This window comes from Marmoricola sp. OAE513, from assembly GCF_040546585.1.
Classification (GTDB): Bacteria; Actinomycetota; Actinomycetes; order Propionibacteriales; family Nocardioidaceae; genus Marmoricola.
On record NZ_JBEPOC010000001.1, the window covers coordinates 705102 to 729290 of the forward strand.

The following is a 24189-nucleotide window of genomic DNA, read 5'->3' on the forward strand; positions in this document are numbered from 1 at the left end:
TGCGTCCGGCCTGAGGTGTCCGCGTTTCCGGGCCTGATCAGCCGTCCAGAGTTCCGTTGGCCGACGGGGTGCTCCTCTGCACCGCCATCAGGAACTCCAGGTTGGTCTGCGACTTCTTCAGGCGCTCCAGGAGCAGCTCGAGAGCCTGCTGACCCTCGAGCCCCGACAGCACCCGACGCAGCTTCCACACGATGGCGAGCTCCTCCTCGCTCATCAGCAGCTCCTCGCGACGGGTGCCGGACTGGACGGCGTCGATCGCGGGGAAGATCCGCTTGTCGGCGAAGTCGCGCCGCAGCCGCAGCTCCATGTTGCCGGTGCCCTTGAACTCCTCGAAGATCACCTCGTCCATCTTCGAACCGCTCTCGATGAGCGCCGTCGCGAGGATGGTCAGCGAGCCGCCGTCCTCGATGTTGCGGGCGGCACCGAAGAACTTCTTGGGCGGGTACAGGGCCGCCGAGTCGACGCCGCCGGACAGGATCCGGCCGCTCGCCGGGGCGGAGAGGTTGTACGCGCGGCCGAGGCGGGTGATGCCGTCGAGCAGCACGACGACGTCGTGGCCGAGCTCGACGAGTCGCTTGGCCCGCTCGATCGCCAGCTCGGCGACCATCGTGTGGTCGCTGGCCGGGCGGTCGAACGTCGAGGAGATGACTTCGCCGTTGACCGACCGCTGGAAGTCGGTGACCTCCTCGGGGCGCTCGTCGACCAGGACGACCATGAGGTGGCACTCGGGGTTGTTCGTGGTGATCGAGTTCGCGATCGACTGCAGGATCATGGTCTTGCCGGCCTTGGCGGGCGAGACGATGAGGCCGCGCTGGCCCTTGCCGATCGGTGCGGCGATGTCGATGACCCGACCGATCAGGTTGGTCGCCGTGGTCTCCATGCGCAGGCGCTCGGAGGGGTAGAGCGGGGTGAGCTTGCTGAACTCGACGCGGGTCTTGGCCGCCTCCGGGTCGCCGCCGTTGACGCTGTCGATCTTGACCAGCGGGTTGAACTTCTCCTTGCGGTCGCCCTCGCGGGGCTGACGCACCTGGCCGACGATGGCGTCGCCGCGGCGCAGGCCGTACTTGCGGACCGTGGAGAGCGAGACGTAGACGTCCTCGGTGCCGGGCATGTAGCCGCTGGTCCGGACGAACGCGTAGCTGTCGAGGACGTCCAGGATGCCGGCGCAGGGCGCGAGCACGTCGTCCTCGAGGATCTGCAGGTCGGGCTCGTTGCGGTTGCCGCGACGCTCGTTGCCGCCGCCCTGACCACCGGCGCCCTGCTGCGGGTTGCCCGCACCGGCGGCGTTGGCGCGATCGCGACCACGACGACGGCGGTTGCGGCGGCTTCCGCCCTCCTCCTCGCCTGCTGCGGCCTGCGGGTTCTGTTGGTTGTTCTGCGCGTTCTGGTTGCCCTGCTGGTTGCCCTGCTGGCGGTTGTTCTGGTTGCCGCGGTTGCCGTCGCCACCGTCGACCTTCTCGCCGCCGTCGGTCTTCTGGTCCTTCTGGGGCTTGTCGTTGCCCTCGGGCTTGTCTGCCTTCTCGGACCTCTCGGCCTTCTCCGCGGCCTTCTCCGCGGCGCGCTCGGGCGCGTCCTGCTGCGCGGCCTGCTTGGCGCCCTGCTTCGCGGAGCCGTTCTGGCCGCGGCTCTGGGCGCCGTTCTGGCCGCCACTCTGGCCACCACTCTGGGCAGCCTTGATCGCGGCGACGAGCTCGGCCTTCTTCATCCCGGTGGCCTTGATGCCCAGGCCTCCGGCCACCTTCTTGAGCTCGGGCAGCAACATCGCGGACAGGCCGCCCTTGGCTGCGGGAGTGGTCTCGGTGGATTCGGTCATGCGGGGTCCTTCCCCAGGTACTGGGCCGACGAGGACTGTCCTGACGGCGCCGTGGTTGCCCGATCAGAGCTCGACCGCCGGTGACGGACACCGGAGGACCAGGGGCTGATCAGGAGAAGTGCTTCACGTCCTCGCTGTGATCTCAGAGTCGGACCAGCGATCAGGATGGATGCGGTCCGACCTTAGCACCGCGATCTGGTCAGGGTTGAACAACCCGGACACCTCGGGGATCGACATCGAGCTCGTGACCAGCCCACCCCTCAGGAGTCAGCTCGAGCAGGCCGTTCAGGCTCTCGGCCGTGCCGAGGACCAGGACGGTCGGGCCAGCACCGGAGATGAAGGCGGCCTTGCCGAGACCGCGCAACGACTTCACCAGGGCGTAGGACTCGGGCATCGCGGACGCGCGGAACTCCTGGTGCAGGAAGTCCTCGGTCCCGCGCAGCAGCTGGTCGGGCGCGCCGGCCAGGGCGGCGACCAGCAGGGCGGCGCGTCCGGTGTTCGCCGCAGCCACCGCGTGCGGCACGTCAGCCGGGAGCAGGCCGCGGGCGGCCTCGGTCGAGACCCCGTTCGGCGGGACGAACGCGACCGCAGAGATGGACGCCGCGATCGGGGCGGACAGTGCCCACACCTCGTCGGTGGTCTGACCCGCCACGACCAACCCTCCGACGACCGCCGGCGCGACGTTGTCGGGATGACCCTCGATCTTGTTGGCCAGGAAGAGCAGCGAGTGGTCGTCGAAGCGCTCACCGCCGACCACCAGCGCACGGGCGAGGGCGAGCCCGCCGACGATCGCGGCCGAGCTGGAACCCAGACCACGACTCTGCGGGATGCTGTTCTCGAACCTCAGCCGCAGACCGGTCGGCGCCGCCCCGAGGACCTCGAAGGCAGCCCGCATCGAGCGGACGACCAGGTGGCGTTCGGTGCGCGGCAGATGACCGGCGCCCTCCCCCACGATGTCGATCTCCAGTCCGTCCGGGACCACCTCGGCGGTGAGCCGGTCGTGAAGGCCGAGGGCCAGACCCAGCGTGTCGAAGCCGGGCCCGAGGTTGGCACTGGTCGCGGGGACCTGGACGGTGACCGGGCCGCTCACGAGTCCGGGGGCGTGCTGGCTCACGGTCTACTCGAGGCCGGCGGCACGTGCCGCGGAGACCACGTCGGCGTCCACGACGGTGTCGACCAGGTCGGTGAAGGTCGACAGCGCGGTGTCGATGTCCTTGAGTCCGTGTCCGGTCACCGTGACGACGACCTTCTTGCCGCTCAGGTCGGCGCCCTCGGAGTGCTCGAGCAGGATGCCCGCGACACCGGCCGCCGAGGCCGGTTCCACGAACACGCCGTCGCGGCTGGCCAGCTCGCGCTGCGCGGCGAGGATCTGCTCGTCGGTGACCTTGCGGAAGGCGCCGCCCGAGTCGTTGGCGGCCGCCATCGCCAGGTCCCACGAGGCGGGGTTGCCGATCCGGATCGCCGAGGCGAGCGTCTCGGGATCCTCGACGGGGTGGCCGAGGACCAGCGGCGCGGCCCCGGCCGCCTGCCAGCCGCGCATGACCGGGGTCCGGGTGGCGTCCCCGGAGTCGACGTACTCCTGGTAGCCCTTCCAGTACGCCGAGATGTTGCCGGCGTTCCCGGTCGGGAGAACGTGCACGTCAGGGGCGTCGCCCAGGAAGTCGACGATCTCGAAGGAGCCGGTCTTCTGGCCCTCGAGGCGCATCGGGTTGACCGAGTTCACCAGCGCGACCGGGTAGTTCTCGGCGAGCTTGCGGGAGATGGTCAGGCAGTCGTCGAAGTTGCCGCGGACCATGATCACCTGGCCGCCGTGCACGACCGCCTGGGCGAGCTTGCCGGCCGAGATCTTGCCCTGCGGCACCAGGACGAGGGCCTTGACGCCGGCCTTGGCGGCGTACGCGGCCATCGAGGCCGAGGTGTTGCCGGTGGAGGCGCAGACGACGGCCTTCGCCCCCTGGCCGACCGCCACGGAGAGTGCCACGGTCATGCCGCGGTCCTTGAAGGAGCCGGTCGGGTTGTTGCCCTCGACCTTGAGCCAGACCTCGGCTCCGGTCACGCCGGAGAGCCAGTCGGAGTGCACCATCGGGGTGCCGCCCTCACGCAGGGTGATCGTGGGGGTGCCGTCGGGGATGTCGAGGCGGTCCCGGTACTCCTCGATCACGCCGAGCCACTGGTGGGTGCTCACTACTCACTCGCTCCTTCTACGCGCATCACGCTGGACACGTCACGGACGAACGCCATCCGGCGGATCGCTTCCACGGTCGCGGCGAGGTCGGCGTCGCTGGCCGCGTGCGAGACCACCACGAGCTGCGCGTCGTCGCCCCGACCCTCCTGACGGACCGTCGAGATCGAGACGTCGTGCTCGGCGAACGCCTGCGCGACCGCGGCGAGCACACCCGCCTTGTCGTCGACGTCGATCTGCACGTGGTACCGGGTCTCGGTGCTGCCCATCGGCAGCACCGGCAGGTCGGCGTACGCCGACTCCCCGGCGCCGCGGACGTCGGCGAGCCGGTTGCGGGCCACCGTGACGAGGTCACCGAGGACGGCGCTCGCCGTCGGCGAACCCCCGGCACCGGGGCCGTAGAACATCAGCTCGCCGGCCGCCTCGCTCTCGACGAAGACGGCGTTGTAGGCGCCGCGCACGCTGGCGAGCGGGTGCGACCGGGGAATCATCGCGGGGTGCACCCGGACCGAGACCGCCGGGCCGGCCGGGCCGTCGGAGAGGTCGCAGATCGCGAGCAGCTTGACGACCGAACCCATCTCGCGGGCCGAGGCGACGTCGCTGGCCGTGACCTCGGCGATGCCCTCGCGGTACACGTCACCGGCGGTGACCCGGGTGTGGAAAGCCAGGCTCGCGAGGATCGCGGCCTTGGCGGCGGCGTCGAAGCCCTCCACGTCTGCGGTCGGGTCGGCTTCGGCGTACCCGAGGGCCTGGGCCTCCTCGAGCGCCTCGGTGAAACCGGCGCCGGTGGAGTCCATCTTGTCCAGGATGAAGTTGGTGGTGCCGTTGACGATGCCGAGCACCCGGGTGACCTTGTCACCGGCGAGCGACTCGCGCAGCGGCCGCAGGATCGGGATGGCGCCGGCGACGGCGGCCTCGTAGTAGAGGTCGCGGTCGGCGCGCTCCGCGGCGGCGAACAGCGTCGCGCCGTCCTCGGCGAGCAGGGCCTTGTTCGCGCTGACGACCGACGCCCCGGCGCCGAGCGCGGCCAGGATCAGCGTGCGGGCCGGCTCGATCCCGCCGATGACCTCGACGACGACGTCGACGTCGTCCCGGGTGACCAGCGCCTCCGCGTCGGTGGTGAACAGGTCGGCCGGCAGGTCCGCGTCCCGGTCCAGCCCGAGGCGTCGTACGGCGATGCCGACCAGCTCGACCGGGGCTCCGACGCGGGCCGTCAGGTCGTCGGCCTGCTCGTGGATCAGCCGGGCCACCTGGGTGCCGACGACCCCGCAGCCCAGCAGGGCCACGCGGATGGACGACTTGTCAGACTCCTGGGTACTCATCGGGCTCAGTCTTCCATCGAGTCGGCCGCGCCGACGTCGAGTCTCAGCAGGTCGTCGACGGTCTCGCGGCGCAGCACGACCGAGGTCGCGCCGTCCTTGACCGAGATCACCGGGGGCCGCAGGGCGTGGTTGTAGTTGCTGGCCATCGACCGGCAGTAGGCGCCGGTGCCCGGGACGGCGATCAGGTCACCGGGCGCCAGGTCGCCGGGAAGGAACTCGTCCTTGACCACGATGTCGCCGGCTTCGCAGTGCATGCCGACCACGCGGGACAGCAGCGGCGGGGCCTCGGAGGTCCGGCTGGCGAGGGTCGCGGAGTAGTCGGCGTCGTACAGGGCGGTGCGGATGTTGTCGCTCATCCCGCCGTCGACGCTGACGTAGGTGCGCACGGCCCCGGCGTCGAGCTCGACCGCCTTGACGGTGCCGACGGCGTACACGGTGCACATCGCGGGTCCGACGATCGCGCGACCGGGCTCGATGGAGAGTCGGGGCACCTCGACGCCGCGCGCCTTGGCCTCCTCGGTGACGATCTTGGTGAGCTCGATCGCCAGCTGCGAGGGGTCCGACGGGTCGTCCTGGGTGGTGTACGCGATGCCGAAGCCGCCGCCGAGGTCCATCTCCGGCATCACCACCCCGACCTCCTCGGAGATCTGCGCGTGCAGGGCGAGCACCCGGCGCGCGGCGACCTCGAAGCCGGCGGTGTCGAAGATCTGCGAGCCGATGTGGCTGTGCAGTCCGAGCAGCTCCAGGGACTCGACGCCTGCGATCGCCTCGGCTGCCGCGAGCGCGTCGCCGCTGCTGATCGAGAACCCGAACTTCTGGTCCTCGTGCGCGGTCGCGATGTACTCGTGGGTGTGCGCCTCGACGCCTGCGGTCACCCGGATCAGCACCTTGGCGGTGCGACCGAGGTCGCGGGTGATCTGGGTCAACCGCTCGATCTCGTGGAACGAGTCGACGATGATCCGGCCGACCCCGAGCTCGACGGCCCGGCTCAGCTCCGCCTCGGACTTGTTGTTGCCGTGGAAGCCGATCCGCTCGGCCGGGACGCCGGCGCGCTCGGCGACGGCCAGCTCCCCCCCGGAGCAGATGTCGAGGAGGAGCCCTTCCTCGATCACCCAGCGGGCGATGGTGGTGCTCAGGAACGCCTTGCCCGCGTAGTAGACGTCGTAGTCCGCGAACGCGGCGCGGAAGGCCCGCGCTCGACCGCGGAAGTCCGCCTCGTCCAGCACGTACGCCGGCGAGCCGTGCTCGGCGACCAGGTCGGTCAGCCGGACTCCCCCGACCTCCAGGACCCCGTCGACCTTGAGCGCCGTCGTCGACCACAGCTGCGGCAGCAGCGCGTTGACGTCCGCAGGGTCGCGCAGCCAGGCAGGACCGCGGACGGACTGGACGGCGTGCGCCCAGCCGGCCTCGTGAGCGCGCATCACATACGCTCCGGCGCGCTGACGCCGAGGAGGTCGAGCCCGTTGCGCAGGACGGTCTGCGTGGCGACGACGAGCATCATCCGAGCCTCGTTGACCGGGGCGACCGGCTCGTCGCCCTGCGGCAGCATCCGCAGCTCGCGGTCGTCGTACCAACGGTTGAAGACGGCCACCGTGTCCTCGAGGTACCGGGCGATCCGGTGGGGTTCGCGCAGATCGGCGGCGCTGGCGACCACCCGCGGGTACTCGGCCAAGGCCCGCAGCAGGTCGCCCTCCTTGTCGTGCGCGAGCAGCGCCGGGTCGAAGGCGTCCGGCGCCGGCAGCACCATGCCGAGGTCGGCGGCGTTGGCCAGCATCCGGCAGGTCCGGGCGTGCCCGTACTGGACGTAGTACACCGGGTTGTCGTTGGACGTCTTGGTGATCTCCTCGACGTCGAGGACCAGGGGCGAGTCGGCCGGGTACCGCGCCAGCGAGTAGCGCAGCGCGTCGACGCCGATCGCATCAGCGAGCTCGTCGAGCGCGACGATGTTGCCGGCTCGCTTCGAGAGCCGGAGCTCCTCGCCGCCCTGCAGGATCTTGACCAGCTGGCCGATCATCACGTTCAGCGTCTTGCTCGGGTCGTCACCGACGCACGCCGCCATCGCCCGCAGCCGACCCACGTACCCGTGGTGGTCGGCGCCGAGCAGGTAGATGCAGTGGTCGAAACCGCGGGACCGCTTGTTCAGGTAGTACGCGGTGTCCGACGCGAAGTACGTCAGCTCGCCGTCGGACTTGATCAGCACCCGGTCCTTGTCGTCGCCGAAGTCGGTGGTCCGCATCCACAGCGCGCCGCCGTCCTCGAAGACGTGCCCGAGGTCCTTGAGGCGCTGCAGGGTCTCCGGGACCGAGCCGGCGGCCTCCTCGTGCAGGGAGAGCTCGGAGAACCAGACGTCGAAGTGGGTGTTGAAGGACCTCAGCACGTCCTGCTGGGACTTCAGCTGGACGGCGTACCCGGCTGCTCGGACGGCCGCCCGCCGCTCGTCGGCGGGCAGGTCGAAGATCCCCGGGTGGGCCGCCTCGACCTCCTTGGCGATGTCGGCGATGTAGGCGCCCTGATAGCCGTCCTCGGGCGTCGGCTCACCGAGCGCAGCCGCGATGATCGAGTCGGCGAAGTGGTTCATCTGCACGCCGCGGTCGTTGATGTAGAACTCCCGGGTCACCTCGGCGCCCGCGGCGGCCAGCACCCGCGCGATCGCGTCGCCGAGCACCGCCCACCGGGTGTGGCCCAGGTGCAGCGGTCCGGTCGGGTTGGCCGAGATGAACTCGATGTTGATCTTCTGGCCCGCCAGCACGTCCAGGTGCCCGTACGACGACCCTGCCGCCACCACGTCGGCGGCGACCTGGCCCTGGGCCCCTGCCTCGACGGAGATGTTGAGGAACCCCGGACCGGCGACGTCGACGGCGCTGATGCCGTCGGACTCGCGCAGCCGGGCCGCGAGCAGCTCGCCGAGCGCGCGCGGGTTGGTCCCGGCCTTCTTCGCCAGCTGCAGCGCGACGTTGGTCGCGTAGTCCCCGTGGCTCTTCTCGCGCGGGCGCTCGATGGTGACCTCCGCCGGTACTCCGTCGGGCAGGGCGAGGTCGCCGGCGTCGACGAGCCCGGTGAGGACGTCGACGACGAGGGCGGAGAGCTGGGCGGGATTCACCGCCCCAGCGTATCGGCGGCGTCCGGTTTCCTTCACCCGAGTATCGACCGGTAGAGTTCGATCTCGTTCCCCGGCTCGTTCCGGGGAGCCGGCCTTCGTAGCTCAGGGGATAGAGCACCGGTTTCCGGTACCGGGTGTCGCAGGTTCGATTCCTGCCGAAGGCGCGCGACGAGGGCCTGGTCATCGACCAGGCCCTTCGCCGTTCCCCCGGGGTTCACCGGCGCGCACTTCGCCGCCCCCGGCGAGCACGAGGCTGCGTCGCATGCGGGCCTCGCTGCACGTCTGGCAGGCTCTCCCCCGTGCTCTCCCGCATCCGGCCCCTCCCGGCCCGCCTGCTCGCGTGGCGACGGCTGGTGCGTCGGCTCCGGCGCGAGTACCGCGCTGCGCACGGGATGCGGCTGCGGATCTTCCGGCCGCGGCGCTACACCGAGAAGATCCAGTGGCGCAAGGCGTTCGACCACGACCCGCGCTACCCCGCCCTGCTCGACAAGGTCGCCGTACGCCAGCACGTCAGCGCCCGCGTCGGCGACGATCTGCTCGTGCCGGTGCAGTGGGTCGGTCGACGCCCGGGGCGGATCCCGTTCGAGGACCTGGTGGCGCCGTACGTGCTGAAGAGCACGCACGCCTCGGGTCAGGTCGTGATCGTCGACGGGACCGGCGAGCCCGACGAGAGCGCCCTGCGGCGTACGGCGCGACGCTGGTTGAAGGTCGACCACGGGCGCAAGGGAGGCGAGTGGGGCTACTCCCGGGTGCGCCCGCGCCTGGTCGTAGAGAGCCGTGTCGGGGGCGACGAGCCTCCGCTGGAGCGCCGGGTGTTCGTGTTCGGCGGCAAGGCGCACGTGGTGAACACGGTCACGGTCGAGAACGGGCAGATCCGCAACGCCGCTTTCCACGACCTCGACTGGAACCGGATCAGCTGGTGGTTCAGCCGGGAACCGCTGCCGGGCGACTGGCCGCGGCCGGCGCTGCTCGACCGGATGGTTGCGGCAGCAGAAGCGGTCGCCGCCGACCTCGAGCACGCCCGGGTCGACTTCTTCGACCACGGCGACCAGATCTGGATCGGCGAGATCACGCTGTACTCGTGGTCGGGGATGTCGAAGTTCCACCCACCGGGCGCCGACGAGGAGCTCGGTGCCGCCTGGACCATCGACCGCCCGTTGCGCCGCGCGCTGAGCAGCATCGTGCGCCGCGACCCGGTCGGGGCGCCCGATCGGACCTGAGGCTCACGCCAACCGCGACACCATCGGCAGCCGCGACCGGGCAGAGAGTCCCACGACGGCCGCGGTCAGCAGCGGGAGCGCGACGACGACGCCGAGGACCAGCAGCCAGGGCACGTCCAGGTAGTGGTCGCGGATCGCCTGCGCGGTGCCCCCGCACGACTGCGACGTGCACGACGTGCCGTCCGCAGCGATCGCATAGGTCGCGGCGATCCCCGGGACGAACCCGACCACGGCCCCGAGCAGCGCACCGACCAGACCGATGGACAGCGAGTAGCTGGCCGCGACGAACCGCCGCGTGCGCGGTGCCGCTCCGACGGCACTGAGGGTGGCCAGGTCCGGCCGCGCATCCGAGAGCGCGAGGAACGTCGCGGTCAGGGTGCCGCCGAGCATGAGCAGCGCACCGAGGCCGGCGAGCACCAGCTGGATGACCCAGACGTCGGAGGGCTGCTGGTAGCCGCGCTCGACGTACAGGGACCCTCCGGGCTCGAGGGCCTTGAGGGCCTCACCGATGTCCTTGGCCTGCGCCCTGGTGATCTGGGGGCCGGTGGTGACCAGCGCGACCGTGGCCGGCTTGATACCGAGCTTCTCGGCGACCTCCGCGGAGATGATCGCCGTGGCCGGAGCCCGACCTCGCAGATCCATCGCCCGGGCCGACACGGTCACGGGTGGGGCGAGGTCCTGGGGGGCGTCAGCGGTACCGTCCTCGACGCCGTCGTAGGACACCACCTTGAGCGTGACCTGGGAGAGTCTCGGCTGCGCGTCGGGGAAGACGACCGCCCCGCCGGCGTCCAGGATCCGGGTCGCGACCGCGTCGTCGAACCCGTCGAGCTCCGTGAGCACCGACGGCAACGTGCCGTCGTAGACGAGCACCTGCGTCGGGAACGGGCTGCTGTAGCTGCCGTACAGGTAGTCGTCGGGTCCCGACCCGGTGATGTCCAGCTCCTGACCGCTGCCGTCGGCACTGGTGACAGGAACGCCGAGAAGCGGATCGGTGCTGACCCCCGGTGCTTCGCGCTCGACCACGGCCGCGTACTCGTCCCAGGGTGCCTTTCCGGGATAGCCGTCCGAGGAGATCGCCGCCGCGTGCCCCGGCAGCTGCGGCACGTAGAGCGCGTCCTGACGCTTGTCGTCGCTGGTGACGCCGATGCCGAGGGCGACGACACCCATCACGGTGGCGGCGACGGCCGCGACCGCCGGCGTCGTGCGTGTGCGGTGACGAGCGGCATCCCGGACGGCGAAGCGCAGCGGAAGCGGGAGCCGCTGGCCGAGACGGGCCAACCCGATCACGACCACCGGGACGACGAACACCATGCCGAGCACGCAGAAGATCGCCGAGAGGCCGATCGCGATCGCGGCTCCCGAGGACCCCTGCTCGGTGGACAGCGCCGCGAGGACGATCCCGAGCACGAGCAGCGCCACACCGACGTACGGCGACCGGGTCGACGGCTTCTGATCGCCGCGACGGCCGTTGAGAACCGCCACGACGTCCTGGCGGGAGGCGATCCAGGCCGGGACCACCGCGGCGAGCAGTGCGCTGACCAGCCCGAAGGCGGCGATGCCGAGCAGGTGCAGCGACGGCACCTGGAACGGACCGAAACGCGTGCTGTTGTGCTGCTGGAACAAGGGCTCGAAGCCCGCGGCCGCAGCGATACCGAGCACGGTTCCGACCACGGCGCCGGCAGCTCCGATGACGAGACCCGTCGCCAGGACGACCTTGCGCGCCTGACCGGGCGTGCCTCCGCACGCAGCCAGCAGGGCCAGCGGTCGGGCCTGCCGTCGCGCCCCGACGGCGAAGGCAGGACCAGCCAGCAGGACGACCTCGATCAGCGCCATCACCACGACGAGCACGGCGAGCGTGACGGTCTCCTCGTTCAGACCTTCGTCCGGGTTGTACATCTGGTCCGCGGCGAGCGCCGACGCGCTCGGGTTCTCGATGACAGAACGGCTCACGACCAACGTACCGAGGGCATTGAGCTTCTTGACGTCCTCCCAGCTGACCGGCCCCCCGCCGACCAGCCAGCTGGCGTCGTCCGCCTCCAACGCCGGGATGCTCCCGGGCAGGCCGACCACCTGGGGGTTGTCGCGGTAGGAGGTGGACTCGGCGATGCCCACGACCTTGCGCGTCACGAACTCCGGGTCGACGTCGCCGCCATCGAACTCGCCCTTGCCGATCTCGACGTCCTCGCCGAGCCCCGGACCCCGGTCTGCGAGCGCTCGATTGACGACGACCTCGTCCCGGGCCTTCGGCCAGCGACCGTCGGTGAGGCGGAAGAGACCGCGTGCCAGCGGGTCTGACACGTCGATCGTCGTGGCCGACGCGGAGGTGACGCCCTTGTCGGTCTTCACCGACGGATAGCCGTCGACCAGCTCTATCCCGCTCCTCTCGCCGCCGAGCGTGGCCAGCACCGACGCGAGGGTAGGTTCCTTCGTCCCCGGCTTCGCCTGCGAGCTGTCGCCGCCGCCGTAGCCGCCGGCTTCGGGGTCGAGCCCCTGCTCCCAGGGGGTCCCGCCGCCCCCCGGGTTGGAAACCAGGGCGGCGGCCTCGGTGCCCAAGCGCCGGTCCAGCGACTCCACCGAGGTCACGTCCTGGGTCTGGATCAGGATGTCCGCCGCGGTCACGCCCATCACCGGGAGCGCGATCATCACGAGCATCAGGATCGAACGACCCTTGGCCCGCAGCGCTTCCCGTCGGGCGATCCGCAGCGGGATCCGCCAGCCGGTCACCGGGCTCATCGGCTCGGGTCCGTCTCGGTCACGTCGACCACTGCGCCGTCGCGGAGGAACACCACCCGGTCGGCCCAGGCAGCGTGCCGGGGCTCGTGGGTCACCAGGATCCCGGCGGCGCCCTCGTCGCAGCGCAGCCGCAGCAGCTTGAGGATGTCCTCCCCCGTGCCGGTGTCCAGCGCCCCGGTCGGCTCGTCGGCGAGAATCAGTGTCCGATCGCCCACGACGGCACGCGCGATCGCGACGCGCTGCTGCTGACCACCGGACATCTCGTCGGGGAAACGGTCCGCGACCTCGACGATGCCGACCTGCTCCAACGACTTCAGCGCTGCGGCCCGGGCCTGACCGGCGCCCATCCCGTCCAGCTCCAGCGGGAGCGAGACGTTCTCAGCGGCGGTCAGCGCCGGGATCAGGTTGAAGTCCTGGAAGACGTAGCCGATCGCCGTACGGCGCAGCCGGGCGCGGCCGGTGTGGTCCAGGCTCGACAAAGCAACGCCGGAGACCGAGACGGTGCCGCTGGTCGGGGTGTCCAGTCCGCCGGCCGCCGTGAGCAGGGTCGACTTCCCGGAACCCGACGGGCCCATGACGGCGACGAGCTCGCCGGCGGAGACCTGGAGCGAGACGTTGTCGAGGGCGACCACGCGGGCGGCCCCCTCGCCGTGGACCCGGGTGACTTTCTCGAGCGTGAGCACTGCGTTCATCGGGCGGACTCCTCGGTGGGCGGGGTGGTGGTGTTGGTTCGGGGTGCAGCGGCTGCCTGGCGCAGCCGGTCCTCGCAGTGGTCGAGCCAGCGGATCTCGGACTCGCTGGCGAAGACCAGGCCGTCGAGCACGAGGCCCGCAGCGAGATCGGTGGTGGCCCGCTTCTCCCGGACGTAGCCCTGGAGCGCGGCCATGGTCGCGGTGCGCTGGCGCTGGATCACGGAGCCGACGTCGACCCCGGGCACGGTGACGGCGAGGACGAGCTTGATCGCCAGCTCGTCGCGGACCGAGGCGTTGCGCTCGACCGGAGCCATAAACCAGTCCGCGACCGCCGCGGTACCTGCATCGGTGATGCGGTAGAGCACCCGGGTGTCCTCGACGCCGGCCTGCTCGACGAGCTCGTCACGCTCCAGGCGGGTGAGCGTCGTGTAGACCTGCCCGACGTTCAACGGCCACGTCGACGCCGTGCTCTCCTCGAACGCCGCCCGCAGCTGGTAGCCGTACTGGGGCCCCTGCGCCAACAGCGCCAGCAGGCCCATCTTGACCGACATTCGTGCGCCTCCTGACCAATGGATACTGGGTATGTATATACCGAGTATGCAGACACGTCAAGCCTTCCCCGACCGGGCGCAGATGTCCCACCTGGGCACACCGACCGGGCGCAGATGTCCCACCTGGGCACACCGACCGGGCGCAGATGTCCCACCTGGGCACACCGACCGGGCGCAGATGTCCCACCTGGGCACACCGACCGGGCGCAGATGTACACGGGGTCAGCCTCAGCGGGACATCCGAGCCCGCTCGGCGCACGCGGGCGGGACATCCCAGCCCGCTCGGCGCACGGCGGCGGGACATCCCAGCCCGCTCGGCGACTACTGGAGCTTGCCGGTGGCGCTGCTCGGCAGGTACAGGTCGTCGCCGGCGAACGAGGCGACGTACGAGTTCCTGAGCGCGTGCCCCAACCCGATGGTGGCCTTGCAGGTCGCGACGGCCGTCACCGTGAACGGGCCGTCCGTGCCGACGACCACGGACTTGGCCGAGCACATCTTCTTGCCTCCGACCGAGAAGGTCACCGTCGCACCGGGGTACCCGGAGACGACCTGGCCGGGACCGAAGAACGTGTCCGCGTCGACCTCGGCACGGAACGTCGTGGGGGTGAGGCCGAGCAGCCCCTTTGACGCCTTCGTCGTGGAGACGTAGGACTTCAGCTTGCCGACCTCGAAGGTCTGGGTGACCCGGGGCGCCGGGGCGACCGTGTCGGTGCCGGCCTGGTCCGCGTGGATGATGCAGGTGCCCGGGTGCGGGAACGAGATCGCCACGAACGGGTCAGCCTCGGCGGCCTCGCCGGCACATCCGGTCGACGCCGGGTCTACCGAGATCGTCGCCTTCAGACCCGAGCTCGCGGTCGCTTCCGCGAAGTACGGGAACCGCCCCCAGGTCGCGCCCTCCGGCGGATCCGTGGTGAAGGCGACCGTCTGCGGGTGCTTCGCCACGCGGTAGTGCACGGTCTTGGTCGCCACCACCCCGGCCGTGTCCTCGGCGGTCACGGTGATCGCGTGCTCGCCCTCGGAGTAGTCGATCTCCTCGTGGTCCGCGCTGCAGGACGCGATCGGGGCCGCCCCGGGTGCGCAGCTGAAGTCGAGCGGGCCGTGCCCGTCGACGTACAGAACGGAACCGTCCTGAGGGTTGTTGATCGTGATCGTCGGCGGCCCCGAGCCGGGGTCGGCCGAGGCCGCGGGTACGACGGCCGCCAGCGCGGCGACCGTGAGCGTGATGAGAAGAGCCCGAGCTCTGTTCATGACTGAATCTCCTGGGAGGGAGGCTGACAGGTCGGATTCAGGTTAGACCGCCGGGCAGACTTGTGCCCATGCCCACCCGTGTCGCCTCCGCGAACGTTCTCTTCAAGCTCGCGGCGTCCGCTGCCGAGGAGACGCTCACCACGGTGCTGGCCACCGAGCCGGACCTCGTCGGCCTGCAGGAGTGGTACGTCTCGCGCGCCGGGCTGCTGCGTCGTACGGGGGACGTGACGTTGGTGCCGTCCTTCGGCGTGCTGCGGCTCCCCGCTCGGACCCCGCGCTACCACTGGGTCGCCACCCTTGGCGCCGGCTGCGTCGTCGGGGCGCGTTCCGACCGCTTCGACCTGCTTGAGGGACGCTCGCTTCTCCTCAGCGGCTTGGGCCGGTCCGAACGCGTCGACCACCCCTTCAACGCCGAACCGCCCCGGATCGCCGCCGTCGGGATCTTCCGCGACCGCGCGACCGAGCGGACGACGGCGATGATCAGCTACCACCTGGTGGCCGGCGCCCAGCGCGGAAAGAGCTACGACGCCGGCAAACCGACGCTGGTCGCCCGTCACCTGCAGGAGGTGTCGCGGCTCGGGGCCCTCGTCGCCGAGCTGCAGCACGCCGGCCACGACGTCTACGCCACCGGCGACAGCAACTTCGACGGTTTCCGTCTGGCCGGGCTCACCTCGTCCTGGGACGGCCGCGAGGACCAGCCCGGGACCATCGGCCGCGGCAAGCGCAAGATCGATGACGTGCTCGGGCCGGGTCCGGCGACCGAGGTCGTCCTGCTCCGGACCCCGTCGGACCACCGCGCCCTGATGACGGTCCGCGAAACCTGAGTCCTGATGTCGAACCGGGCCCGACCTGTTCGACGTACGGGCATGACGACGACGCAGAAGGTCCACGGCCCGGCTTCCTACTTCCCCTCGATCGAGCGCACCTACGGCGAACCGATCGACCACTGGCTGACCCTGGTCAGGAACAGCCCGCTGACCAGGCACGGGGAGCTGGTCGGCTGGCTGAAGAACGACCACGGCCTCGGACACGGTCACGCGACCGCCGTGGTCGCGCACGCGCTCAAGCACGCCTGAACCCCGTACCCCGGGGAACGGTGACTCGTTGGACGGTCATGCGACGCGCCCTGGCCCCTCGAGTCCTCACCGCGCTCACCGCGCTGGCCACCCTCACCGCCCTCACCGTCACCGGTCCGGCCCGGGCCGACGGCCCGGCACCGAACAGCCCGGAGTACCTGGCACGCGACCTGAAGAACATCCTGGACGCGTACGGACGCCAGACCGGGCCGCACGGCCAGCTGAGCAACCCGAACTACCTGCCTGCGCTGATCAAGGAGACCACCCTCCTCACCGCGACCCAGCTGCTGACCCAGGCCGCCAACCCGCTGCGCCCGGTGCTCTCCGCCGGCCAGCTGGTGCCGGGCTGGAACGTCGGCAACCCGCTGCGCGGCGGCTGGAACGGCACCCGCGGCACCTCCAAGCCGGTCTCGTTCCTCAACCGGTACGGCGCGTTGCTGCGCGGCACCGTCTACGCCCCGAAGGCCGGCGCCAAGGACCCGTACACCGGGGCGCCGCTGACCGGCCCGTTCCCGGGTGTCGTGATCACCCCGGGTTCGATCCAGGGTTCCGAGGGCATGTACGTCTGGCTGGCCCAGGACCTCGCCGAGCGCGGGTACGTCGTGCTGACCTACGACGTCCAGGGCCAGGGCACCAGCGAGACGCTGCCGCACACCACCGGCGCCGCCTACCCGTTCTGCAACCCGTTCGCAGCACCCGTCGACGGCAACCTGTCCGGCTGCCCGGGTGTCCCGTTCCAGCAGATCGCGAACTTCACCACCGGCACGACCGACGCGCTGGACTTCTTCACCTCCCCTGCCAACCCGTACGCCGCGAAGCTCGACCTCAGCGACGACCCGAACCCGGCCACCCCTGGCCGGACGAAGCGGATCGCGATCATCGGGCACTCGCTCGGCGCCGCCGCGGTCTCCCAGGTCCAGGCGACCGACTCCCGGGTCGCGGCGGTGGTGGCGCTGGACAAGCTCGCCGGATCGGCCGAGAGCCCCTTCGGCGGCGCGGGTGGCGCGAACACCCCGGTCGTCCCGGCGCTCGCGGTCCAGTCGGAGTACGGGTTCACCGTCGCGCCGTCCTTCGCCGCCGGCGGGGGCGTGATCCCCGCGCTGGGCCTGCCGAACCCGATGCGCGAGCGGGCCACCGGCTTCGACTCCTGGGCAGCTGCCGGAGTCGACTCGATGCTGGTCGTCCCGCGGGCCTCGACCCACCTCGAGTACACCGACATCCCCTACGTGCTCCCGGCGAGCCGGTACGGCCAGGACCTGACGAGCACCTACACCCAGCTGTGGCTGGACCGGTACCTCAAGCACGTCGACAACACCGCGGCCCTGCTCGGCACGTCGTTCAGCTACCTCGAACCCCGCGGCAAGGGGGTCTGGGCACCAGTCACCCTCGACCGGGGCTCCGCACTGAGCTTCTACTACTGCTCGGCGTACGACCTGAAGTCCGGGAGCGGCGAGGTCCGCGACCCGGACATCGCGGGTGTCGGCGGCTGCACTCCCTGACCTGCCTCCCGGCCCGCTCGATATTCCGAGACCAAACTCTCATTTCCTGGCATGCGTAGGCGCACGAGTCGGACTAGCCTTGTGTGCGCCAGACCCACCACCAGCCCACCCCCAAGCACCGCATCGGAAGAGGCGAATCAAGGCCGTGCCAGAGTCCACTGAAGGCAACCCCCTCGCAGCGTTCGGAGCCAATGAATGGCTCGTCGACGAGATGTACGAGCAGTACCAGAAGGACCCGAACCTGGTGGACCCGGCGTGGTGGGACTTCTTCGCCAGCTACAAGGGCGGTACGCCGGCCGCCAACGGCGCCCCCGCGGCAGCTCCCGCCCCCGCCGCTGCTGCCCCGGCCCCCGCTGCCGCCCCAGCGAAGGCTGCCACCCCCGCTGCCGCCCCGGCCCCCGCCGCCCCGGCGAAGGCTGCCGCCTCCCCTGCTCCCGCTGCCGCACCCACGACGCCGCCGGTCCCCAAGGAGGCCGCCAAGCCGGCCGCCACCGCGGCCACCGACGAGCCGACCCACACCGTCCTTCGCGGCATCGGCGCCGCCACCGCGAAGAACATGGACATCTCGCTCGCTGTCCCCACGGCGACCAGCGTCCGCAACATCCCGGTCAAGCTCCTCTGGGACAACCGGATCGTCATCAACAACCACCTCAAGCGCGCCCGCGGCGGCAAGGTGTCCTTCACCCACCTGATCGGCTACGCGATCATCCGGGCGATCAAGACGCTGCCCGCGATGAACAACACCTTCGCGGAGATCGACGGCAAGCCGACCATGGTGACCCCGGCCCACATCAACCTCGGCCTGGCCATCGACCAGCAGAAGTCCGACGGCACCCGCCAGCTCGTCGCCCCCTCGATCAAGGGCTGCGAGACGATGGACTTCGCCCAGTTCTGGACGGCGTACGAGGACATCGTGCGCAAGGCCAAGGACAACAAGCTGACGATGGAGGACTACTCCGGGACGACGGTCAGCCTCACCAACGTCGGTGGTCTGGGCACCAACAACTCGGTCCCCCGCCTCATGCAGGGCCAGGCCGCGATCATCGGTGTCGGGTCGATGGACTACCCGCCGGAGGCGCAGGGCGCGTCCGAGGAGACCATCACCCGCAACGCGATCAGCCGCATCATGACGATGACCTCGACGTACGACCACCGGGTCATCCAGGGCGCGCAGTCGGGCGAGTTCCTCCGCCAGGTGCACCAGCTGCTGCTCGGCGAGGACGGCTTCTACGACGAGATCTTCCGGTCGCTGCGGATCCCCTACGAGCCGATCCGCTGGGCCCAGGACGTCTCCACCAACCACGACGAGGACGTCAGCAAGCAGGCCCGCGTCCTCGAGCTGATCCACGCCTACCGGGTCCGCGGTCACCTGATGGCCGACACCGACCCGCTGGAGTACAAGCAGCGCAGCCACCCCGACCTCGAGGTCGAGAGCCACGGCCTGACGCTGTGGGACCTGGACCGGGAGTTCGCCACCGGCGAGTTCGGCGGGGCGCGGTCCTTCATGAAGCTGCGCACCGTCCTGGGCATCCTGCGCGACTCCTACTGCCGCACGGTCGGCATCGAGTACATGCACATCATGGACCCCGACCAGCGTCGCTGGATCCAGGAGCGCGTCGAGCAGCCGCACCAGAAGCCGCCCCGCGAGGAGCAGCTGCGGATCCTGCTGAAGCTCAACCAGGCCGAGGCCTTCGAGACCTTCCTGCAGACCAAGTTCGTCGGCCAGAAGCGGTTCAGCCTGGAGGGCGGGGAGACCACCGTCCCGGTGATCGACGAGATCTGCGAGGCCGCCGCGGAGGCGAACCTCGAGGAGGTCACGATCGGCATGGCGCACCGCGGCCGGCTGAACATGCTGGCCAACATCGTCGGCAAGTCCTACAACCAGATCTTCCGCGAGTTCGAGGGCAACATCGACCCGCGCACGGTCCAGGGCTCCGGTGACGTGAAGTACCACCTCGGCGCCGAGGGCGAGTTCACCGCCGGCTCAGGGGCCAAGATCGCCGTCTCGATCGCGGCGAACCCCTCGCACCTCGAGACCGTCGATCCGATCCTCGAGGGCATCGCCCGCGCCAAGCAGGACGTGCTGAACCGAGGCATCGAGTTCCCGGTGCTGCCGCTGCTCATCCACGGCGACGCCGCGTTCGCCGGGCAGGGAGTCGTCGCCGAGACGCTCAACCTGTCGCAGCTGCGCGGCTACCGCACCGGCGGCACGATCCACGTCGTCGTCAACAACCAGGTCGGCTTCACCACCTCCCCCGCCGCGTCGCGCAGCTCGCTGTACTGCACCGACGTCGCCCGGATGGTGCAGGCGCCGATCTTCCACGTGAACGGCGACGACCCGGAGGCCTGCATCCGGGTCGCCCGGCTCGCCTTCGAGTACCGCCAGGCGTTCAACAAGGACGTCGTCATCGACCTGGTCTGCTACCGCCGCCGCGGCCACAACGAGGGTGACGACCCGTCGTACACGCAGCCGCTGATGTACGACCTGATCGAGCAGAAGCGCTCGGTTCGCAAGCTCTACACCGAGTCCCTGATCGGCCGTGGCGACATCACCGTCGAGGAGGCCGAGCAAGTGCTGCAGAACTACCAGCAGCAGCTCGAGCGCGTCTTCACCGAGGTCCGCGACGCCGACACGAAGCCCGACTCCTGGACCACGGTCCCGGACTACCCCGACAAGCTCGCGACCGGTGAGGCGACGACCGCCATCTCCGTGGAGACGATGAAGCGGATCTCTGACGCCTACGTCAGCCCGCCCGAGGGCTTCACCGTGCACCCGAAGGTGCTCCCTCAGCTCCAGCGCCGCGCTGCCGCGATCAACGAGGGCCCCATCGACTGGGGCACCGGCGAGATCCTGGCGTTCGGCTCGCTGCTCATGGAGGGTCGCCCGGTCCGCCTGGCCGGTCAGGACTCCCGCCGCGGCACCTTCGTGCAGCGGTTCGCCACGATCATCGACCGCAAGAACGCGGCCGAGTGGACCCCGCTGTCGAACCTGTCCGAGGACCAGGCGTCGTTCTTCGTCTACGACTCACTGCTCTCGGAGTACGCCGCGCTCGGCTTCGAGTACGGCTACTCGGTCGCCCGTCCGGACGCCCTGGTGCTCTGGGAGGCCCAGTTCGGTGACTTCGTCAACGGCGCGCAGATCGTCACCGACGAGTACATCACCGCAGGCCAGACCAAGTGGGGCCAGCAGTCCGGCGTCGTGATGCTGCTGCCGCACGGTTACGAGGGCCAGGGCCCCGACCACTCCTCGGCCCGCATCGAGCGGTTCCTGCAGATGGCTGCCGACGACGCGTTCGTGGTCGCCCAGCCGTCCACCCCGGCGAGCCACTTCCACCTGCTGCGTCGGCACGCCCTCGGCGAGGCCCACAAGCCGCTGATCATCTTCACCCCGAAGTCCATGCTGAAGCGCAAGGAGGCCGCCTCGCAGCCCGAGGCGTTCACCAACGGATCGTTCGCCCCGGTCATCGGCGAGAACACCGCCGACCCGGACAAGGTCACCACCGTGCTGCTGTGCAGCGGCCGGATCACCTGGGACCTGATGGTCGAGCGTGGGAAGCGCCAGGGCGACGACCCGACCACAGCCGTGGTCCGGATCGAGCAGCTCTACCCCGAGCCGGTCGAAGAGCTCAAGGCCGAGCTCAGCAGGTTCCCGAACCTGCGCTCGGTGCGCTGGGTGCAGGACGAGCCCGCCAACATGGGCCCGGCCCCGCACTTCCGGCTCAACCTGTTCGGCCAGCTCGACCAGGACGTCCAGGTCATCTCGCGGACCCAGTCGTCCTCGCCGTCGGTGGGTCAGCACTCCCGCCACGTCGAGGAGAACAAGGTCCTCATGGACCAGGCATTCTCCTGACGGACCGCCGAGATGTACTTCACCGACCGCGGCATCGAGGAGCTCGAGAAGCGCCGGGGTGACGAGGACGTCACCCTGGCCTGGCTCGCCGACCAGCTGCGCACCTTCGTCGACATCTACCCGGACCACGAGATCCCGATCGAGCGGTTCGCGACCTGGCTGGCCCGCGCCGACGACCCGGACGACGAGTAGGAACCGGTGCGGGGCTCCCGGCGTCCTAGGGACATGCCCGCACGCCTGATCGCCGTCCTGCCGCTGCTGCTCGTCACAAGCCTGGTGGCCGGGTGCGGTGACGACAACGACCGGAGCACCAGCGCACTCGGCCCGGAACCTGAGGTCGCCTCGGACTGGAAGCGGCTGCCCGACCTGCCGCTGTCCTCGCGCTACGCCCCGGTGGTCGCCTGGACCGGCACCGAGGTCCTGGCGGTCGGAGGCGAGACGGGCGACACGTGCCCGCCGAACGCAGACTGCCAGGTCGGCAACGAGTCGGCCACCGACGGGGCCGCCCTCGACCCGGCGACCGGTCGCTGGCGGAAGATCGCCGATGCTCCGGTGCAGGTGCCGTCGTACTCGTCCTCAGCGTTCGTCGCCGGCACGCTGTTCATCAAGGCGAACAGCGACCTGCTCTCCTACGAGGTCGCGATGGACCGCTGGACGACCCTCCGAAAGATCTCCAGCTGGTACGACCTGGAGGGCGACGGTGACCGGCTGGTGCTGGCCTCGGGCAGCGACGAGACCGAGACGCTGCCCGACCTGGCGTACGACGTGCCGCGTGAGCGCTGGTCCGAGCTCCCGGCGGACCCGCTCGGGCCGTCCTTCGGCCGGGGCGTCATCTCCACGCCGCAGGGCCTGCTGCTCACCGCCGCGGAGCTGGTCGAGAACCCGGGCTCCGGCGACCAGCCGGCGTACCTGCGGGCGGCGCTCCTGGACCGCCGGACGAACCGCTGGACCCGGGTGCCGGAGAGCCGACAGCTCGGCGGCGGGATCTGGTCCGTGATCGGCGACCGGGTGGTGAACGTGGCCCTGGACGCGACCAACGGCGGCGGCGGAGGCAAGGGCGACTACGGCCGGATGGTCCCGTTCGGCGGCGTCCTGGACGTTGCGACCCGAACCTGGTCGGACCTGCCGGACCCCCCGAAGTACCTCTCAGGCGGCTGGACCGTGGAGGCACCCGGCGCGCGGCTGGTCGCGGCCGAGGGTTGGATCTACAACGATGCCGACAGGACCTGGACCAGGATTCCGCGCCCGAAGGGGTCCGCCGAGAGGCCCGGACCTGCCGTGTGGGCAGGCGACCGGTTGGTCGTCGTCACGGGCACCAACGAGTCACGGACCAACGACGGGTCCCGCGACGGGACCGTCTGGTCCTGGACCCTGCCTGCTACGTGACGCGTCTGACAGGACTCACTGTCAGAACCTGTCCTAGACTGCCGACCATGACCGTGCAGTGGATCTCCGCCCCCAACACGACCGACGACGTCAGCTACCCGGCTGCTCCCTGGAACATGACCGGGCAGCTGTGGCTCTCGCTGTTCAAGGTGCGCGCCGGGGACCACCCGGACCGCGAGCCCGGCGTGTACGGCGTCGCCCTGGTCAAGTACGAGGACCCGAGCCCGCTCACGTACGGCGAGCTGCTGGTGGCCCGTCCGGTCAACAAGGCCGTGAACATCACCGACATCTGGGTCGACTCGGTCCCCTCGATGCACGGCGGCCGCGACCTGTGGGCGATCCCGAAGGACCTCTGCGACTTCAGCGTCACGAGCACCACCAACGGCCCGATCACCCGGACCCTGTGGACCACCGAGCTCGACGGCGTCCCGATCGCGACCGCGTCGTTCACCGACATCTCCCGCGCCGTGCCGCGGCTGCCGTTCAAGGGCAGCACTTGGCAGCAGAGGGAGTCGGGCGAGGAGGTCACCGCCGCTCTCGTCGGATCGTCCAAGGCAGCCCCGTGCCGGGCGCGCTGGGACTTCAACCCCGACGGTGCCCTGGGCTGGCTGGCCGGCAAGCGGACGATCGCGTCGTTCCGTCAAGCCGACTTCACGATGTCCTTCGGCTAGACCGACAACGAGCTGCGCGGCTGGGCCAGGGCCTGGATGATCGGGCACGGCACGTCGGGCTCGATGCACTGCGCCTCGAGCAAGCCCGCCAGTGCGCCGCGAACACGCGCCAGGTCGGCGATCCGTTCGTCGATCTCAGCGAGCTTGGCCGTGCCGAGCGCGCTGATCTCCCCCGACAGCGGCCCGGCCGTCCCGGAGAACGACGTCATCGCACGGAGCTCGGCCAACGTGAAGCCGAGCTCCTGACCACGCTTGAGGAAGCGCAACCGGTCGACGTCGGCGTCGTCGTACTCCCGGTAGCCGCTGGTGGTTCGCTGCGGACTCGCCAGGATGCCCTTGCGCTCGTAGAAGCGGACGGTCGACGTCTTCACCCCGGCTGCGCCGGCGAGGTCGGAGATCAGCATGGTGCGAGCGTACGACGCCGCCGACTCCGCAGGGCGGCCGTCACGTACCCGCTGACGGCAACGCCCTGCAGCAGGCCCCACGCGACCTCGAGCGCGAGGAACCCGACGAGGACCGGCGAGGCGCCGTGCGCCAGCGCCCAGGCGAACCACGTCGAGAACAGCAGGCGACCCACGGTGTCGGCCGCGCCGAGCAGCGGCTCGGGGCGTAGTAGCCGAACGACCGACCAGACCACGACGATGCTGCCCAGGAGGTTGGCGAACAGCAGCGTGTAGGGATCGTCGAGCACGGGCAGGTCTCCGTGCAGCCCGAGCCCCCGGTGCACGTTCACGATGGAGGTCAGGGCAGCGGTGGCCGTCCACGGCAGCGCGAAGCCGGCCGTCACGATCAGGTCGTAGAGGGCGGAGGAGCGGACGATGCGTCGGATGGCTTCAGGTGTCATGC

Annotated in this window: 20 protein-coding genes and 1 tRNA gene; 9 read left to right on the top strand and 12 right to left on the bottom strand. The window is 70.5% G+C overall.

What is annotated here, in order from left to right:
• Positions 1–37 precede the first annotated feature (37 nt).
• From rho to argS, 6 genes are all read right to left on the bottom strand, one after another.
• Positions 38–1813, bottom strand: a complete 1776-nt coding sequence (gene rho / locus ABIE44_RS03405; RefSeq protein WP_209722148.1) for a transcription termination factor Rho — start codon at positions 1811–1813, stop codon at positions 38–40.
• 199 nt (positions 1814–2012) lie between these two features.
• Positions 2013–2927: a homoserine kinase gene (thrB, locus tag ABIE44_RS03410; protein WP_354437811.1), complete on the bottom strand. Its 915-nt coding sequence runs from the start codon at positions 2925–2927 to the stop codon at positions 2013–2015.
• A 3-nt stretch (positions 2928–2930) separates the two neighbouring features.
• Positions 2931–3998, bottom strand: a complete 1068-nt coding sequence (gene thrC, locus ABIE44_RS03415) for a threonine synthase (RefSeq protein WP_209722108.1) — start codon at positions 3996–3998, stop codon at positions 2931–2933.
• Positions 3998–5317 carry a homoserine dehydrogenase gene (locus tag ABIE44_RS03420; RefSeq protein WP_209722106.1) on the bottom strand — a complete coding sequence of 440 codons (1320 nt, stop codon included), beginning with the start codon at positions 5315–5317 and terminating at the stop codon, positions 3998–4000. Before ABIE44_RS03420 ends, thrC begins: the two co-directional genes overlap by 1 nt.
• Before the next feature lie 5 nt (positions 5318–5322).
• A complete protein-coding gene (lysA, locus tag ABIE44_RS03425) occupies positions 5323–6741 on the bottom strand; it encodes a diaminopimelate decarboxylase (RefSeq protein ID WP_502912700.1) in 1419 nt (472 codons plus the stop codon).
• Entirely contained in the window at positions 6738–8417 is a 1680-nt protein-coding gene (argS, locus tag ABIE44_RS03430) for an arginine--tRNA ligase (protein ID WP_209722102.1), read from the bottom strand. The genes lysA and argS overlap by 4 nt, the downstream gene beginning before the upstream one ends.
• A 91-nt stretch (positions 8418–8508) precedes the next feature.
• Here argS and ABIE44_RS03435 point away from each other — a divergent pair.
• Positions 8509–8581, top strand: a tRNA-Arg gene (locus ABIE44_RS03435).
• 135 nt (positions 8582–8716) lie between these two features.
• Positions 8717–9637: an ATP-grasp fold amidoligase family protein gene (locus ABIE44_RS03440; protein WP_209722100.1), complete on the top strand. Its 921-nt coding sequence runs from the start codon at positions 8717–8719 to the stop codon at positions 9635–9637.
• A 3-nt stretch (positions 9638–9640) separates the two neighbouring features.
• On the opposite strand, the gene ABIE44_RS03445 is transcribed toward ABIE44_RS03440, so the two are convergent.
• The 4 genes from ABIE44_RS03445 to ABIE44_RS03460 all read right to left on the bottom strand — a co-directional run bounded on the left by ABIE44_RS03445 (position 9641) and on the right by ABIE44_RS03460 (position 14861).
• Complete coding sequence (locus ABIE44_RS03445) at positions 9641–12370, bottom strand: ABC transporter permease (protein ID WP_209722098.1); 2730 nt, start codon at positions 12368–12370, stop codon at positions 9641–9643.
• Positions 12367–13062 (bottom strand): ABC transporter ATP-binding protein, encoded by a 696-nt coding sequence (locus ABIE44_RS03450; RefSeq protein ID WP_209722096.1) that lies wholly within the window; start codon positions 13060–13062, stop codon positions 12367–12369. The genes ABIE44_RS03445 and ABIE44_RS03450 overlap by 4 nt, the downstream gene beginning before the upstream one ends.
• Positions 13059–13613, bottom strand: a complete 555-nt coding sequence (locus ABIE44_RS03455; RefSeq protein WP_209722093.1) for a PadR family transcriptional regulator — start codon at positions 13611–13613, stop codon at positions 13059–13061. The genes ABIE44_RS03450 and ABIE44_RS03455 overlap by 4 nt, the downstream gene beginning before the upstream one ends.
• 321 nt (positions 13614–13934) lie before the next feature.
• Positions 13935–14861, bottom strand: coding sequence for a hypothetical protein (locus ABIE44_RS03460; protein ID WP_209722090.1), 927 nt, complete (start codon positions 14859–14861; stop codon positions 13935–13937).
• A 68-nt stretch (positions 14862–14929) separates the two neighbouring features.
• Between ABIE44_RS03460 and ABIE44_RS03465 the strand changes: the two genes are divergently transcribed.
• From ABIE44_RS03465 to ABIE44_RS03495, 7 genes are all read left to right on the top strand, one after another.
• Positions 14930–15685 carry an exonuclease/endonuclease/phosphatase family protein gene (locus ABIE44_RS03465; RefSeq protein WP_209722087.1) on the top strand — a complete coding sequence of 252 codons (756 nt, stop codon included), beginning with the start codon at positions 14930–14932 and terminating at the stop codon, positions 15683–15685.
• A 42-nt stretch (positions 15686–15727) separates the two neighbouring features.
• A complete protein-coding gene (locus tag ABIE44_RS03470; RefSeq protein WP_209722085.1) occupies positions 15728–15937 on the top strand; it encodes a DUF4287 domain-containing protein in 210 nt (69 codons plus the stop codon).
• A 38-nt stretch (positions 15938–15975) separates the two neighbouring features.
• Positions 15976–17436 (top strand): alpha/beta hydrolase family protein, encoded by a 1461-nt coding sequence (locus tag ABIE44_RS03475; protein ID WP_209722082.1) that lies wholly within the window; start codon positions 15976–15978, stop codon positions 17434–17436.
• A 136-nt stretch (positions 17437–17572) separates the two neighbouring features.
• Positions 17573–21286, top strand: coding sequence for a multifunctional oxoglutarate decarboxylase/oxoglutarate dehydrogenase thiamine pyrophosphate-binding subunit/dihydrolipoyllysine-residue succinyltransferase subunit (locus tag ABIE44_RS03480; protein ID WP_502912752.1), 3714 nt, complete (start codon positions 17573–17575; stop codon positions 21284–21286).
• Positions 21287–21298: 12 nt separating this feature from the next.
• A complete protein-coding gene (locus ABIE44_RS03485) occupies positions 21299–21478 on the top strand; it encodes a DUF6104 family protein (protein ID WP_209722076.1) in 180 nt (59 codons plus the stop codon).
• A gap of 33 nt (positions 21479–21511) precedes the next feature.
• Positions 21512–22672: a Kelch repeat-containing protein gene (locus ABIE44_RS03490; RefSeq protein ID WP_209722072.1), complete on the top strand. Its 1161-nt coding sequence runs from the start codon at positions 21512–21514 to the stop codon at positions 22670–22672.
• Between the two features lie 47 nt (positions 22673–22719).
• The gene (locus tag ABIE44_RS03495) at positions 22720–23343 is read left to right on the top strand and encodes an acetoacetate decarboxylase family protein (RefSeq protein WP_209722069.1); all 624 of its coding nucleotides are present in this window, start codon (positions 22720–22722) and stop codon (positions 23341–23343) included.
• Here ABIE44_RS03495 and ABIE44_RS03500 read toward each other — a convergent pair.
• Both ABIE44_RS03500 and ABIE44_RS03505 read right to left on the bottom strand, forming a co-directional pair.
• Positions 23340–23747 (bottom strand): heavy metal-responsive transcriptional regulator, encoded by a 408-nt coding sequence (locus tag ABIE44_RS03500; RefSeq protein ID WP_209722066.1) that lies wholly within the window; start codon positions 23745–23747, stop codon positions 23340–23342. The genes ABIE44_RS03495 and ABIE44_RS03500 overlap by 4 nt on opposite strands.
• Complete coding sequence (locus tag ABIE44_RS03505; protein ID WP_209722063.1) at positions 23741–24187, bottom strand: hypothetical protein; 447 nt, start codon at positions 24185–24187, stop codon at positions 23741–23743. The genes ABIE44_RS03500 and ABIE44_RS03505 overlap by 7 nt, the downstream gene beginning before the upstream one ends.
• Positions 24188–24189 lie beyond the last annotated feature (2 nt).

Coding starts and splice junctions, on each gene's coding strand:
- rho (WP_209722148.1), bottom strand. CDS start 1,813: ATGACCGAATCCACCGAGACCACTCCCGCAGCCAAGGGCGGCCTGTCC.
- ABIE44_RS03420 (WP_209722106.1), bottom strand. CDS start 5,317: ATGAGTACCCAGGAGTCTGACAAGTCGTCCATCCGCGTGGCCCTGCTG.
- ABIE44_RS03445 (WP_209722098.1), bottom strand. CDS start 12,370: ATGAGCCCGGTGACCGGCTGGCGGATCCCGCTGCGGATCGCCCGACGG.
- ABIE44_RS03450 (WP_209722096.1), bottom strand. CDS start 13,062: ATGAACGCAGTGCTCACGCTCGAGAAAGTCACCCGGGTCCACGGCGAG.
- ABIE44_RS03455 (WP_209722093.1), bottom strand. CDS start 13,613: ATGTCGGTCAAGATGGGCCTGCTGGCGCTGTTGGCGCAGGGGCCCCAG.
- ABIE44_RS03460 (WP_209722090.1), bottom strand. CDS start 14,861: ATGAACAGAGCTCGGGCTCTTCTCATCACGCTCACGGTCGCCGCGCTG.
- ABIE44_RS03465 (WP_209722087.1), top strand. CDS start 14,930: ATGCCCACCCGTGTCGCCTCCGCGAACGTTCTCTTCAAGCTCGCGGCG.
- ABIE44_RS03470 (WP_209722085.1), top strand. CDS start 15,728: ATGACGACGACGCAGAAGGTCCACGGCCCGGCTTCCTACTTCCCCTCG.
- ABIE44_RS03475 (WP_209722082.1), top strand. CDS start 15,976: ATGCGACGCGCCCTGGCCCCTCGAGTCCTCACCGCGCTCACCGCGCTG.
- ABIE44_RS03485 (WP_209722076.1), top strand. CDS start 21,299: ATGTACTTCACCGACCGCGGCATCGAGGAGCTCGAGAAGCGCCGGGGT.
- ABIE44_RS03490 (WP_209722072.1), top strand. CDS start 21,512: ATGCCCGCACGCCTGATCGCCGTCCTGCCGCTGCTGCTCGTCACAAGC.
- ABIE44_RS03495 (WP_209722069.1), top strand. CDS start 22,720: ATGACCGTGCAGTGGATCTCCGCCCCCAACACGACCGACGACGTCAGC.
- ABIE44_RS03500 (WP_209722066.1), bottom strand. CDS start 23,747: ATGCTGATCTCCGACCTCGCCGGCGCAGCCGGGGTGAAGACGTCGACC.
- ABIE44_RS03505 (WP_209722063.1), bottom strand. CDS start 24,187: ATGACACCTGAAGCCATCCGACGCATCGTCCGCTCCTCCGCCCTCTAC.